General features: G+C 34.3%; 10 protein-coding genes and 1 tRNA gene. 4 read left to right on the forward strand and 7 right to left on the reverse strand.

Annotated elements, in window-relative coordinates; genetic code table 11:
* Nucleotides 1-12: 12 nt before the first annotated feature.
* Together ACRHNM_RS00220 and ACRHNM_RS00225 are read right to left on the reverse strand one after the other, a co-directional pair.
* Nucleotides 13-3,279: a TAT-variant-translocated molybdopterin oxidoreductase gene (locus ACRHNM_RS00220; protein ID WP_431132469.1), complete on the reverse strand. Its 3,267-nt coding sequence runs from the start codon at nucleotides 3,277-3,279 to the stop codon at nucleotides 13-15.
* A gap of 33 nt (nucleotides 3,280-3,312) precedes the next feature.
* Entirely contained in the window at nucleotides 3,313-4,611 is a 1,299-nt protein-coding gene (locus tag ACRHNM_RS00225; protein WP_431133988.1) for a c-type cytochrome, read from the reverse strand.
* Nucleotides 4,612-4,856: 245 nt separating this feature from the next.
* Between ACRHNM_RS00225 and ACRHNM_RS00230 the strand changes: the two genes are divergently transcribed.
* Nucleotides 4,857-5,240 (forward strand): SPOR domain-containing protein, encoded by a 384-nt coding sequence (locus tag ACRHNM_RS00230; RefSeq protein WP_431132471.1) that lies wholly within the window; start codon nucleotides 4,857-4,859, stop codon nucleotides 5,238-5,240.
* A 73-nt stretch (nucleotides 5,241-5,313) separates the two neighbouring features.
* On the opposite strand, the gene infB is transcribed toward ACRHNM_RS00230, so the two are convergent.
* From infB to rimP, 3 genes are all read right to left on the reverse strand, one after another.
* The gene (gene infB / locus ACRHNM_RS00235; RefSeq protein ID WP_431132473.1) at nucleotides 5,314-8,019 is read right to left on the reverse strand and encodes a translation initiation factor IF-2; all 2,706 of its coding nucleotides are present in this window, start codon (nucleotides 8,017-8,019) and stop codon (nucleotides 5,314-5,316) included.
* A gap of 65 nt (nucleotides 8,020-8,084) precedes the next feature.
* Complete coding sequence (gene nusA / locus ACRHNM_RS00240; protein WP_431132475.1) at nucleotides 8,085-9,317, reverse strand: transcription termination factor NusA; 1,233 nt, start codon at nucleotides 9,315-9,317, stop codon at nucleotides 8,085-8,087.
* A 12-nt stretch (nucleotides 9,318-9,329) separates the two neighbouring features.
* Complete coding sequence (gene rimP, locus ACRHNM_RS00245; protein WP_431132477.1) at nucleotides 9,330-9,794, reverse strand: ribosome assembly cofactor RimP; 465 nt, start codon at nucleotides 9,792-9,794, stop codon at nucleotides 9,330-9,332.
* 154 nt (nucleotides 9,795-9,948) lie between these two features.
* Between rimP and ACRHNM_RS00250 the strand changes: the two genes are divergently transcribed.
* Nucleotides 9,949-10,773 (forward strand): universal stress protein, encoded by an 825-nt coding sequence (locus ACRHNM_RS00250; RefSeq protein ID WP_431132479.1) that lies wholly within the window; start codon nucleotides 9,949-9,951, stop codon nucleotides 10,771-10,773.
* A gap of 62 nt (nucleotides 10,774-10,835) precedes the next feature.
* Here ACRHNM_RS00250 and ACRHNM_RS00255 read toward each other — a convergent pair.
* A tRNA-Gln gene (locus tag ACRHNM_RS00255) sits at nucleotides 10,836-10,908 on the reverse strand.
* 151 nt (nucleotides 10,909-11,059) lie between these two features.
* On the opposite strand from ACRHNM_RS00255, the gene ACRHNM_RS00260 reads away from it, so the two are divergent.
* Complete coding sequence (locus ACRHNM_RS00260) at nucleotides 11,060-14,461, forward strand: protein O-mannosyl-transferase family (RefSeq protein ID WP_431132481.1); 3,402 nt, start codon at nucleotides 11,060-11,062, stop codon at nucleotides 14,459-14,461.
* 6 nt (nucleotides 14,462-14,467) lie between these two features.
* Complete coding sequence (locus ACRHNM_RS00265; protein ID WP_431132482.1) at nucleotides 14,468-15,109, forward strand: polysaccharide deacetylase family protein; 642 nt, start codon at nucleotides 14,468-14,470, stop codon at nucleotides 15,107-15,109.
* Here the strand turns inward: ACRHNM_RS00265 and ACRHNM_RS00270 are convergent.
* The gene (locus tag ACRHNM_RS00270; RefSeq protein ID WP_033957573.1) at nucleotides 15,106-15,402 is read right to left on the reverse strand and encodes a thioredoxin family protein; all 297 of its coding nucleotides are present in this window, start codon (nucleotides 15,400-15,402) and stop codon (nucleotides 15,106-15,108) included. The two genes, ACRHNM_RS00265 and ACRHNM_RS00270, sit on opposite strands and share 4 nt — an antisense overlap.
* Nucleotides 15,403-15,460 lie beyond the last annotated feature (58 nt).

The following is a 15,460-nucleotide window of genomic DNA, read 5'->3' on the forward strand; positions in this document are numbered from 1 at the left end:
CTTAATTAATTTTTATGCTTCTGTTGTATTTCTCACTTTAGTATGGTACTGCACATTTGGCTTAGTACCAACACTTTCTAATAAGTGATACATACGATCATCTTTTAAAAGTTTTGCAACTTTACTGTCTTTATCGTTGATATCTCCAAATACCATCGCTCCATTATTACAAGCAGCTGAACATGCGGTTTGGAACTCTCCATCTTTAATTTCTCGTCCGTCACGTTTAGCATCAAGAATTGTTTTTTGTGTTTTTTGAATACACATAGAACATTTTTCCATCACACCACGAGAACGAACCACAACATCAGGATTCAATACCATACGACCTAAATCGTCATTCATATAGTAATCAAATTCATCGTTTTGAGCGTATAAGAACCAGTTGAAACGTCTTACTTTGTAAGGACAGTTGTTTGCACAATAACGCGTACCAACACAACGGTTGTAAGCCATATGATTCTGACCTTGACGACCATGTGACGTTGCAGCCACTGGACAAACTGTTTCGCAAGGTGCGTGATTACAATGCTGACACATTACTGGCTGAAAAGCAACCTGTGGATTATCAGCTGGATTTTCCATTTCTCCAAATCCACCCAATGAACCTTTATCTCCCCAAAGTCCAGAAAATTCATCTTTCTTCGTATCATCTTCAGCAAACGTATCTTCTGATGAATAATATCTATCTATACGCAACCAATGCATATCACGACTGCGTCTAATTTCTTCTTTACCTACTACTGGCACATTGTTTTCAGCGTGACATGCAATAACACATGCTCCACAACCTGTACATGAATTTAAGTCAATAGATAAATTAAAATGGTGACCTATAGATCTGTCAAACTCATCCCATAAATCAACTTCTGGTGATGTTACTGGAGTTTCGACATGGTTTAAAGACACCATAGGTATTGGATTCCAGTGCTTTTTATCCTTGGTATTGAAAACTTCTAAGGTGGTTTCTCTGATGATATCACCACGACCCATTAATGTGTTTTGCAATTGTACACATGCAAACTCGTGTATTCCTTCTGCTTTATTTATGGTTGCGCTTTGAGCGTTATTAAAATTCTGATATAACGGATAAGCGTTAACACCAGTTTTCATTTCATCTTTTAAACCTGCTGTTCTACCAAAACCTAAAGATAATCCTATAGATCCTTTAGCCTGTCCTGGCTGAATAATTACAGGTATATTTTTAACCGTTACTCCATTTACCGTAACATCAGCATAACTACCATTTAAAGCACCTGTTGCATCGTGTTCATTTATTAAGTCCAATGATTTAGCATCAGCAGCGGAAACAGTTAAATAGTTATCCCAAGAGGTTCTAGTTATAGGATCTGGAAATTCTTGTAACCATGGGTTGTTGGCTTGTTGACCATCTCCCATTCCTGTTTTTGTATAAAGTTGCAACTCCATACCTTCAGAATTTGCAGACGAAGCAAGGTTTCTTGCTGCACTTCCTGCATCAATGGCTGCTATACCAGAAACAGAATTAGAACTGTTTGTTGTCGTTGAGGATGACGTTGTTGTATATTCATCTTTATCTTCATCCTTTAGACCGACACCTACAGCTACATCATGGATGATACCACCTACAAACGTTCTATCTTTTTTATCTTTTAATTCGGTTGAAGTTTCTGTTGATGTGATAGAAGATCCTGCTGGTCTACTCCCAAACATTCCAGGAACATAAACCCCATCCTGAACCGCTTTGTTAAAAGGTGTTCCGGATAGTATTGAACCTCCCCAAGCCTCTTTAATATACTCGCGGTATGTCATATCATTACCAGTCCACTTTAATAAAGCTTCTTGAAACTGACGTGTATCAAATAATGGACGGATTGTTGGTTGCATAATACTGAAATGACCTTTTTTCATTTCAACATCTCCCCAAGATTCTAAGTAGTGAGGAGTAGCTGCAATATAATCACAAAGTGAAGCTGTTTCATCTGCTTTCATCGAAAATGCAACAGACAATTCAGTTTTTTTGAGGCCTTCTGCAAATTCCGCAGCATTTGGCAATGTATATAGCGGATTAACACCACTCATGATAAGCGCTCCGACTTTACCAGCATTCATATCATTCACTAAAGCCATTACATCTTTAGTACTACCCTGTCTTGTTTTAATAGGTGTTTTTGGATCAAACGCCTTACTTCTTAAAGATTCATTGATTGCGATAGCAACAGCCTGAGCATTCACATCCTGAATACCAGTAACTACAACACCATTACTTCCTGCTTTCTTTAATTCGTTGGCTGCATTTTGAACAGCTATATTTATATGTTCTGGTAAGTCTGAAGACACAGAGCCACCAACTATTAAACTATATAATTTTGCTAATGCTTGTTTTTGTTGACTTGGAGTTAAAGGCACTCGTTTGTCTGCATTAGCTCCTGATAAAGACATATTAGATTCAAACTGAATATGACGAGACATTTTACCATTTTGAGGCACACGTCCTTTTGCATAACCAGAATCAAATCCACCACCTTGCCAATCTCCTAAGAAATCAGCTCCAACCGACACTATGGTCGTTGATTTAGAAAAGTCATAATTAGCTAATCCACGCTCACCATATTTAGCCTGGTAAGCATCTAAAGCCGCAGATTCTGAAACTGCATCATAAACCACATGGCGCACATTGCCATAAGTATTAGAAAACTCAGAAATCAATTTTGAAGTCGAAGGACTTGCAAATGTTTGTGTTAATAACACAATTTGCTTTCCAGAAGTCTTCATTGCCTCTAATTTCTGACCTACTTCAGTATCTAAAGTTGACCATGAGATTTCAGAATCTCCTTTTATTGGTGACTTTATTCTTAATATATCATACAATCCTAAAACCGAAGCGTTAACTCTGGCATTAGCACCACCATTAGTAGTGGCCATTGTATTGTTTTCAATTTTAATTGGACGACCCTCTCTTGTTTTAACTAATATACTTGCAAAATCAAAACCGTTAGCAATGGTTGTTGCATAGTAGTTAGCAACTCCAGGTATAATTTCCTCAGGTTGCACTACATAAGGAATAGACTTAATTACTGGTCCTTCACAAGCAGCCAATGTTGCTGCGGCAGTACTAAAACCCACGTATTTTAAAAAGTCACGACGCGTAGTAGAAGATGATTCTAGAGACTCTTTATTACCTAAGAATTCTTCGGTAGGAATCTCATTAACAAATTCATTCTGTTTAAGCGTCTCAACAATAGAGCTATTTTGGTTTAGCTCTTCAACACTTTTCCAGTATTTCTTGTTTGATGACATATTATATAATTGAATTACTTCTTATTAAACTTATTAGTAATGGCATTTTCCGCATTCCAGCCCACCCATTTGAGCAGCTGTCAATTTATCAACACCATATTTCTTAGATAATTGCTCATGTATTTTGGTGTAATACGCATTATCTTTTACATTAACTTCAGTCTTTCTATGACAATCAATACACCAACCCATAGTTAAAGATGAGTATTGATACATGACTTCCATTTCTTCAACTGGTCCATGACATGTTTGACATTGAACGCCTGCTACAGTCACGTGCTGAGAGTGATTAAAGTATGCGAAATCAGGAAGATTATGAATTCTTACCCATTTCACAGGTTGTGTTTCACCAGTGTATTTTTGTTCTGCATCATCCCAACCAACGGCAGCATATAACTTCTTAATTTCAGCATTGTAATCTACCCCATATTCGTTAATACCTTCTGCTTGTGTTTCTGGAGCAACTTCATAAATAGACTTATGACAATTCATACATATATTTAATGACGGAATACCAGAATGCTTACTTACTCTAGCCGAAGAGTGACAATATTTACAATCAATACCATTATCTCCAGCGTGAATTCTGTGCGAATAATGAATTGGCTGAACAGGCTCATAACCTTGATCAACTCCAACTTGCATCATATAACCATAAACAAAATAGGCACTAGCTAATAATAAAAATATTGAAAACACAAGAACTAAAAATTGATTTTGAACGAAAGCTTTCCAGATAGGAAGGCTTTTGTCTTCTTGAACAATATCAACCCCTTTAGCTTCAGCAAAACGGTTTAAAGTTTTACGGACTAAAATTAAAGCCATTGCCAGTAAAGCAAATAAAATTGCTAAAGCACCTAATATTAATTTATTTGAGACACCATCTTCAGATTGACTAGTTTCACTACCAGACGCAGCTACAGGAGTCTCAGTTTCCTTTGGTGGTTCTGCAGTGTATGCCAAAATATCAGAAATATCTTGATCTGATAATTGCGGAAAAGCAGTCATTGCTGTACCGTTATACTCATTGAAAATTTGGTTTGCATAAGCATCACCAGATTTAATTAAGCCAGCACTATTTCTAATCCATTTGTTTAACCATTCTCTATCCAAGCCATGTTCTTCTGCTAAACGAGTTTCTACATTTCGCAAAGCAGGTCCAGTCATCTTTTTATCTAATTGATGACAAGAAGCACAATTTGTATTATATAAAGTTTTTCCTTTAGCTGGATCACCTTCCTGAGCAGTAAGTGATGTAGAAATCGTGAGTAAAAAAACTAACCCTAAATTGAGGAAATTTGCTGTTAGTTTACGGTAAATCACTTGTATCATAGTGTTAGTTGAATTATCTTCTAAACTTTGGTATGATTTTTTCATTAATTAAATTGAAAAAAAACGTTTGTAAAATCTCACGCAAAAATAAGACATAATGTCGATTTTAGAAATGTTAGTGAACTGTTAATTGTTAATTTATACAGATTCTAAATAATATTTTAAATCTTTATTAAGTTATATAATTGAATCAAATATGTACACACTAAAAAAAAATCATTTTCTTTGCATTAAATCACATAGTTATGATAAATCATAAGATAAAATTTTCAGGAATAGCAATTGCTTTTTTTAGTTTCACGATAATGGGTTTTGCTCAAAACGGAACTGTTAATATTGATCAAGATAGTGATATAGACAAGTTATTAGAGTATAAGAAAGATGTTAAAACAGTAAATCTATTCAAGATTCAAGTTTATTCTGGTACGCGATCTGGCGCAGAAACCTCAAAACAGAATTTTTTAAACTCATTTAATGAATGGCCTGTAAGCATGGAATTTGACTCACCAAATACAAAAATTTGGGTAGGAAACTTTAGAAGCAGACTTGAAGCCGACAAGGCATTATTAAAAATTAAAAAGAAATATAATAACGCTTTTATTTTCGAACCTAAAAAGGATAAAAAATAATTCTTTTAGTTATAGCTTAGAAACAAAAAAAAGCGACCATATGGTCGCTTTTTTTTTGTTTCTTAAGGATTAATTATTTCAATTTCTTCTTAACCTCCACTTCTTGGAATGCCTCAATAACATCATCAATTTGTATATCGTTATATCCTTTTAATTGAATACCACAATCGTAACCTTTAGCAACCTCTTTGACATCATCTTTAAAACGCTTTAATGACGATAATTCTCCTGTGTGTATCACCACACCATCACGTATTAAACGGATTCCTGAGTTTCTGTAGATTTTACCGTTAGTAACCATACAACCTGCAATCGTTCCAATTTTAGAAATCTTAAAGGTTTCTCTAATTTCAGCGGATCCTGTAATCTCTTCTTTAAGTTCTGGAGACAACATTCCTTCCATCGCATCTTTTAAATCGTTGATAGCATCATAAATAATAGAATATGTTCTGATATCTATTTCTTCATTGTCAGCAATTTGTCTTGCATTACCCATTGGTCTAACATTAAAACCAATAATAATTGCGTCGGAAGCTGTTGCCAATAACACATCACTTTCTGTAATCGCTCCAACACCTTTATGAATGATGTTTACTTGAATTTCTTCAGTAGATAATTTTTGGAATGAATCTGTCAATGCTTCAACAGAACCATCCACATCTCCTTTAAGAATGATATTTAGTTCTTGGAAATCACCAAGTGCGATACGACGACCAATTTCATCTAATGTAATGTGACGTTGTGTTCTGACCGATTGTTCACGCTGAAGTTGTGTTCGTTTTGCAGCAATTTGTTTTGCTTCTCTTTCATCTTCAAACACGCTAAACTTATCACCTGCTTGAGGCGCTCCATCCAGACCTAAAATTGATACTGGTGTTGAAGGTCCAGCTTCTTTTACTTCTTTGCCACGTTCGTCATGCATAGCTTTTACTTTACCACTGTTTTTTCCAGCAAGTACGTAATCACCAACTTTTAATGTCCCAGCCTGAACCAGAATTGTTGATACGTATCCACGTCCTTTATCTAAAAAGGCTTCAACAACTGTTCCGCTAGCTAGTTTATTTGGATTTGCTTTAAGCTCTAATAATTCTGCTTCTAGCAATACTTTTTCAAGTAATTCTTTAATCCCTGTTCCGTTTTTAGCTGAGATATCATGAGATTGAATTTTTCCACCCCAATCTTCAACTAAAAGATTCATTTGTGCCAGTCCTTCTTTTACTTTTTCAGGATTAGCTCCAGGCTTATCTATTTTATTAATCGCAAAAATAATTGGTACTTCTGCTGCTTGAGCATGTGCAATTGCTTCTTTTGTTTGTGGCATGATTGAATCATCGGCAGCAACCACAATAATTGCTAAATCGGTAACCTGAGCTCCACGAGCACGCATAGCTGTAAAAGCCTCGTGACCTGGTGTATCAAGGAATGCTATTTTTTGTCCATCTTCTAACTGAACTCCATAAGCACCAATGTGCTGTGTAATTCCTCCTGACTCTCCTGCGATTACATTTTCTTTACGAATATAATCCAGCAATGATGTTTTACCATGATCTACGTGACCCATAACGGTAACGATTGGAGCACGAGTTATTAAGTCTTCTGGTCTATCTTCAACTTCTTCAATTGATTCTTCAATATCAGTAGTTACAAAATCAACTTTATAGCCAAATTCGTCAGCAACAACTGATAAAGTTTCAGCATCTAAACGTTGATTCATGGTTACCATCATACCCAGTGACATACATGCTGAAATAATTTCAGTAACAGAAACATTCATCATGGTAGCAACTTCATTTGCAGTTACAAACTCGGTTACTTTAAGAGTTTTACTTTCTGCATCTTCAATTTTCTGATCGATTTCAGATTGCTCTCTATGTAAATCTCTTTTTTCTCTTCTATATTTTGCACCTTTTCCTTTGCTTGATTTTCCTTGAAGTTTTTCTAAGGTCTCACGAACTTGCTTTTGAACTTCTTCAGCACTTGGCTCTTCTTTTACTGTGCTAGTACGCTTACCTTTTCCTTTATATCCTCCTCTTTGGTTTCCACCTCTATTTCCATAGCTGTTGTCTCCTCCCGAGCCAGGACCTTTGCTTATACGTCTGCGTTTTTTCTTGTTGGAATCACCTCCAGAACCAGACTTATTATCGGCTGGTTTCTTGTCTTCTTTTTTCTTCTTAGGCTTGTTAAATTTAGAAAGGTCTATTTTTTCACCAGCAATTGTTGGTCCTGATAACTTTTTATATTGTGTTTTTAAGGTTTCGTCTGCAGGCTCTTCTTTAACGACTTCTTTAGGCGTTTCTTTGAGCTTTGGTTTTTCAACTTTCTTGTCTTCTTTTTTAGGCGCTTCTTCTTTTTTAACCTCTTCCTTTTTTGCTTCTGGTTTTGCAACTTCCTTAGGCGCTTCAGGTTTTGGTTCTACAGCTTTTTTAGGCTTATCTAGGTCTATTTTCCCAACTTGTTTTGGACCACTAAGATCAGCTTTTGCCTTGACAACCTCTTTGTTCTTCCTCTCTTCTTCTTTAGCCTTTTCTTCCAGCTCACGCTCACGCTGTTCGCGCAATTCTTCCTTTTCCTTTAGTTTTGCTTCACTAACTTCTTGCGACGCCATTTTTTTATTAGCGTCAGTTTGAAATTCGTTGGAAAGAATTGTGTAAACGTCTTCTGATATTTTAGTATTAGGACTCTTTTCTATTTCGACACCTTTTGATTCTAAAAAATCAACAGCACGATCAATAGAGATATTGAGTTCTCGTAATACTTTATTTAATCTTGTTTGAGCCATAAACTGCTTATAATATAACTTAAAAATATTTTATACCAAATTAACTTTACGATGTTAAACAGGTATTAATCTTCGAATTCTTCTTTTAGAATTCTAATAACATCTAATATTGTTTCTTCTTCTAAATCTGTACGTTTTACAAGATCATCAACATCTTGCTCTAATATACTTTTTGCAGTGTCTAAACCTGCTTTACTGAATTCTTCAATGATCCAGCTTTCAATTTCATCTGTAAATTCACTTAACTCAACATCTTCCTCAGCACCTTCTCTGAATACATCTATCTCATAACCCGTTAATTGACCAGCCAACCTAATATTATGACCACCTCTACCAATAGCTTTTGATACTTCTTCTGGCTTTAACAACACTTCAGCTCGTTTTCCGTCTTCATCAATTTTAATAGAAGTCACTCGTGCAGGACTAAGCGCTCTCGTGATAAAAAGATTAAGGTTGTTGGTGTAATTGATCACGTCAATATTTTCATTTCCTAATTCACGAACAATACCATGAATTCGAGAACCTTTCATTCCAACACAAGCTCCAACGGGATCGATTCTATCATCATACGAATCTACAGCTACTTTTGCTTTTTCTCCAGGAATACGAACTACTTTTTTAATGGTAATTAATCCATCAAATACTTCAGGAATTTCCTGCTCGAATAATTTTTCAAGAAATACAGGTGCAGTTCTCGACATGATTATTGTTGGCTTGTTTCCTTTTAGCTCAACACTTTCAATTATTCCTCTAACATTTTCTCCTTTTCTAAAGAAATCTGAAGGAATTTGTTTGTCCTTTGGAAGGATAATTTCGTTGCCTTCGTCATCTAAAAGAATAATAGCTCTATGACGAATGTGATGTACTTCAGCTGAATATATTTCACCTTCTAAATCCTTAAACTGTTTATAGATATTTGTGTTATCGTGTTCATGAATCTTAGAAATCAAGTTTTGTCTTAATGCTAAAATGGAACGACGACCCAAATCCACAAGTTTTACTTCTTCAGCAACATCTTCACCAACTTCAAAATCAGGTTCTATTTTTTGAGCTTCAGATAAAGCAATTTCCTGATTTGGTTCTTCAACCTCATCATCAGCTACTACAATTCTATTTCTCCAAATCTCTAAATCTCCTTTATCTGGATTGATAATAATATCAAAATTATCATCATCTCCATATTTTTTCTTTAGGGCATTTCTCAAGACATCTTCTAAAATCGCCATTAACGTCACACGATCGATTAACTTATCGTCTTTAAACTCTGAAAAAGAATCAATTAACGCTATATTTTCCATTACTCTTATGAATTAAAATTTTATTACAACTTGAGCTTTACTTATCGAATCGTACAATAATTCAGCTTGCTTTTTTACAGTTACTTTACCTTTACCAACAGGTTTAGGTTCTCTCGTTTTCCATTCCAGAAGAATTTTTTTGTCGTCAGCCTCTGTGAGCTTTCCTTCAAAATCTTCATTGTCTGTTGTTTTTACACTTAGCGTTCTACCAATATTCTTCTTGTATTGTCTTTTATTAATTAAAGGTGATGTGGCACCTGCAGACAATACCTCTAGAGAAAAATCTTGTTCTTCTCTATCTAAATTGTGTTCTATCGCTCTACTGATGAACATACAATCTTCTACCAGAACACCATTATCGCCATCAATAACGATTTTGATAGCGTTATCTCCTTTTACATCAAAATCAACCAGAAACAAGTCTTTTCTTTGATTAAGCCCTTCTTCTAATAATTTTTTTACGGAATCTCTGAACATTTTTAGTATAAAAAGAGCGGACTTTTCGTCCGCTCATTATTCTTTTTTCTTCAAACAACGCTGCAAATATACAATAATTATATTGATTTCACCAAGATGCGATATGTCGATTTTTATTATTAAATTTATATGATTAAAATCAATCCTGTAATTTATGAAAAAAATATTAGTTCCGACAGACTTTTCTCCAGAGGCAGAAAACGCTTTAAAAGTAGCAGCACAAATCGCAAAAAAACATGGTAGTGAAATTCATTTATTGCATATGTTAGAAATTCCAATGCAAGAAATTGATACAGTAAGTGCACGTGTAGAAGTTCCAGAGGTTATGTTTTTTATGAAAATGGCGCATAGAAAGTTTGAAGAAATTATGGATAGTGATTACTTAAAAGACATAACGGTTCATGAAATTGTTAAACCCGAAGCGTCTTTTAACAGCGTTGTCGAGATTTGCCATGAGCAAGGTGCAGATATCATTATTATGGGATCACATGGTGCTAGTGGTTTTAAAGAAATGTTTGTAGGTTCTAATGCTGAAAAAGTTGTTAGAATGTCTGATGTTCCTGTATTGGTGATTAAAAATGAACATGAAGAATTTAGTATTGATGACTTAGTATTTGCTTCAGACTTTAAGAACGACAATAAGGAAACTTATCGTCAAGCGACTGAGTTTGCAACAGCCTTTGGAGCTAAAATTCATTTGTTGATGGTAAATACTGCAGGAAATTTCACTACGACTAAAAAGGCTAACGAGCGTATTAGTAATTTTATTGAAGGCTATAGTTTTAAAAACTACACAATAAACATCTATAATGACGAAAGTGTTGAAAAAGGCATTTTAAATTTCTCAAAAGATATTGATGCAGATCTTATAGGAATCAGCACACATGGCAGACAAGGTATTGCTCATTTCTTTAACGGAAGTATCAGTGAAGATTTAGTAAATCATGCAAAACGACCTGTTATTACATTTAAAATATAGATATTAGACAGGAAATACCAATAAAAGAAAAAAGTCTTCCAATAATTGGAAGACTTTTTTTGTTGGCCCACTAGGTCTCGAACCTAGACTCTTTGGTACCAAAAACCAACGTGTTACCAGTTACACCATAGGCCAGTATCTCAAAACGAGAGTGCAAATTTACTACAAAGTTTTATTTGTACAAATAAATTTCTAAAAAATAATCAAAAAAGCATAACGTTTACTTAAAAAATTGAGCGTTTTATATATTTATTAGTAAATTCGCTCGCACTAATACACCTTGGATATGACACATTTCAATTTCAAGAAATGGAATACCATTTTAGGATGGTTTGCTTTTACAATAGCATTGATTACCTATGCATTAACCGTTGAACCCACTGTGAGTTTTTGGGATGCTGGTGAATACATATTGACCTCTTCAAAATTACAAGTTGGACATCCACCTGGTGCTCCTTTGTTTCAAATTTTAGGAGCGTTTTTCTCAATTTTTACTTTTGGAAACAACGAAGCTATAGGAATGATGATGAATATGATGAGTGCTGTGGCCAGTGCTTTTACTATACTTTTCATGTTCTGGACCATAAGCATCTTGTTAAGAAAACTTCTATCTAATGATGGTGAAATCACTAAAAATGCATCAATAGCAATTTTAGGAAGTGCTTTAGTTGGGAGTTTAGCCTTTACATTTACAGACTCTTTTTGGTTTAATGCTGTTGAAACAGAAGTGTATGCAATGGCAACATTAATAATGTCAATACTATTCTATTTAGGTCTGCGCTGGGAACAAGACATGCATGAACCAAGAGGTCATAAATGGCTAATCTTAATTGCTTTTGTAATTGGTTTATCGTTTGGAGTTCACTTTATGGGATTATTAACCATTCCTGCTTTGGGATTAATCTACTTTTTTAAAAACTACAAAACAGTAACGGTTAAGAATTTTATCATTGCCAATATTGTAGCTGTCGCTATTTTATTATTCATATTCAAATTATTACTGCCTAATGCACTAAAACTATTTAGTGCTTCCGAAATATTCTTTGTCAACACCATAGGTTTGCCATTTAATTCAGGGTCTATCATAGCTGGAATAGTCTTAATTGCAGCATTTTACTTCGGATTAAAAGAAACCAGAAAGAAAGGTTATAAATATGCCAACACCTTAATATTGTGTTTGATATTTATTTTCATTGGATTTTCGTCTTGGCTTATGCTTCCAATAAGAGCAAACGCAAATGTTATTATTAATGAAAACAATCCGTCAAGTGCAAGAGAGCTTTTAGCATATTATAACTTAGAACAATATCCTGAAACACATCTGTTTTACGGCCCTCTTTTTACGGAACAGTACACAGGTTTAGATGAAAACAATCCTTATGTGGATGATAAACCCAAGTATGAAAAAGACTATGAAAAAGGCAAGTACGTTATAGTGAACGACTATAAAAACGCTAAACAAAATTACAATTCTGAGCAAGCAGCAATTTTACCTCGTATGTGGAGTACAGAACATGCTGAGAACTATATGATGTTTACTGGATTACTTGATTTTAAAATTAAACCTGATTTAGGTATTACGCTTTATAATGATGCCTTAGATCAAGGTTACTCTAATGATGAGGCAAGTCAATATTCTAACCTAAGAGTAAATAGCATTAAAGAACAAGTCAATGCCTTTAGAAAAGATGTGATGGAAGGTCAGGTTGATTATGAAGATTATCATAATTTCTTAAAGCAATTTGGCCAACAATTTTTAGATATTGAAAAACCTTCACTTCTTGATAATTTCTATTACATGATAGATTATCAATTGGGCTATATGTATTGGCGTTATTTTATGTGGAATTTTACTGGACGTCAAGATGACATTCAAGGTAAATATACTGATTTACATGGTAATTGGATTAGTGGTATCGACTTTATTGATGAGCTTCATCTAGGCATGTCTCAAGATAATTTACCAAGTGATGTTGAGAACAATAAAGCAAGGAACACGTATTACTTTCTTCCTTTTATTTTAGGACTCATAGGCTTCTTTTATCTCATGTCGAAAGACCCAAAACGTTTTTGGGTGATGCTGGTGTTCTTTCTGTTTACAGGATTAGCCATTCAGTTTTACACCAATGTAAGACCATTTGAGCCAAGAGAACGTGACTATTCTGTTGTAGGTTCATTTTATGTATTTGCCATTTGGATAGGTTTTGGGGTGTATGCTATTTACGACCTTTTAAAAACTAAAGTAACTTCAAAATTTTTAGCTCCATTGATCACTATTGTCTGTTTGGTATTAGTTCCGGGAATTTTAGCCGCAAACAACTGGGACGATCATGACAGATCTGATAAGTATACTGCAAACGCAATGGCAAGGCACTACTTAGAATCTTGTGCACCTAATGCTATCTTGTTTACCATTGGTGACAACGACAGTTTCCCACTTTGGTATCTACAAGAAATTGAAGGTGTTCGTACCGATGTGAGAGTTGTTAATACAAGTTTATTTCAAACAGACTGGTACATTGACCAAATGAAACGAAAAGCTTATGAAAGTGACCCTATTCCTTCACAATTAACGCATGATCAATATAAATATGGAACCAGAGATTATGTCATTAGGCGAGAAATTACTGATGACACTTTAATGATCAAAGATTTTATAAATTTTATTGCTAATGATGACCCTAAATACAAATTGAAATATATTCTACAACGCGAAGGTGAAGATCCAACAGGCTACCCATCTCAATTACTTAATTCAAATTATTTTCCAACACGCTATATTAGAATTCCTGTTGATAAACAAACCGTTTTAGATAACGGTATTGTTAAGCAAAAAAATGCTGATAAGATTTTACCTTATTTAGGTGTCGAAATTAAAGGAAGTGCTTTACATAAAAACAGATTATTAATGTTAGATATCGTGGCAAATAATGACTGGAAACGCCCAATTTATTTCACAGGTGGTGCCTTTAGTGACGAAGATTATATTTGGATGAAAGATTACCTTCAGTTAGATGGTTTGTGCTATAAATTAGTCCCAATAAAAACACCTATTGATAGAGCTAATCCATTCGATATGGGACGAATCGATTCTGAATTAATGTACGACAAAGTAATGTCTTGGAATTGGGGAAATAGTGGTAGTAATAACATTTATCATGATGTTGAAACTCGTAAAAATGGTATAACTTACAGAGGTAATTTGGCGCGATTAATAGAAGAACTTATAAATGAAGACCAACTTGAAAAAGCTGAAAATATTGCCGACCTAGCCATGGAAAAAATGCCTGTAGATAAATTTGGGTATTACACATTGCTTGAGCCCTATATTGGTGCATACTACGAAATTGAAAAAACCGAAAAAGCCAGAAAACTATATCAAGATGTCGCTGAAAAATATCAAGAAAACTTAAAGTATTACAGCGAATTAACAATTGAAAATCAAACACGATATTTAGATGAAATCGTTTCAGATATTGAACGCTACAGAGGTTTAGTTGATTTATTGGTTATTTATAATGATAAAGATTTAGCACTAAAAGAAACTGAAAAATTCAACAATTACCTAAGACTCTTTAAACACTTTACAGGTGAGGATGAAGCTTCTGAGGATGAAGATGAATATTTTAGAGAAGATGCTGATATTGTTAAAGACACCATAGATAGTATTCTGAAATTAGATCAATAGTGAATTGTGAACATCACTCCTGTTAAAACGCCTTTAGTTGCTAAAAAAATATTTCCAAATTATGTTTGGGATATTTCAACTCATCGTAAAGAGTTGTATTTAACTTTTGATGATGGTCCAACTCCTGAAATTACAAATTGGACATTAAACACACTTAAAGAGTTTGATGCTAAAGCAACATTTTTTTGTATAGGCACAAACATTGCAAAACATCCCGATATCTTTCAAAACATTATCAAAGATCATCATGCAATAGGTAACCATACCCAACATCATGTAAAAGGATGGAAAACAAAAACGGAAACTTATGTCGCTGAAGTATTAGAAACCGAAAAACAAATACAACTTCAGCAACCTGAACCATCCTATTTATTTCGTCCTCCTTACGGACAAATAAAACCAAAGCAAGGAAAACAATTGATGGCTTTAGGTTATCAAATTATTATGTGGGACGTCTTATCGTTCGATTGGCAAAAAGAATTTTCTGGAGACGAATGCGTAGACAATGTTATTTCAAAAAGTAAAAATGGAAGTATTATCGTATTTCATGATAGTATAAAAGCATCAAAAAATATGATGTATGCGCTTCCTAAAGTATTAGACTTTTTTAGCAAAGCTGGATTTAAATTTAAAGCCTTACGTTTTTAAAGAAACTCTTGAACAATGCCAATAAGTGTATTAGCATCTTGTTCTCCGCTATGGCGCCATTTCATTTCTCCGTTTTTATAAATAATAAGTGTAGGCAGACCTTTAACACGAAGTGCTTCAGCCAACTCCTTATTTTTATCAACGTCGATTTTAATGACTTTTGCTTTATCACCAAGAGCGGCAGCAACATCACGCATTACTGGATGCATTGCCGTAGATTGTTCATTCCATTCTGTGAAGAAATCCAACAAAACAGGAATGTCAACATCTATAAGTTCCCCAAATTTTGACATACGTTTAAACTTTTAAATTAAACATGTTACTACAAACCTACACATTTTTTTGTTATCC

Source organism: Psychroserpens mesophilus, assembly GCF_050617655.1.
Classification (GTDB): Bacteria; Bacteroidota; Bacteroidia; order Flavobacteriales; family Flavobacteriaceae; genus Psychroserpens; species Psychroserpens mesophilus_A.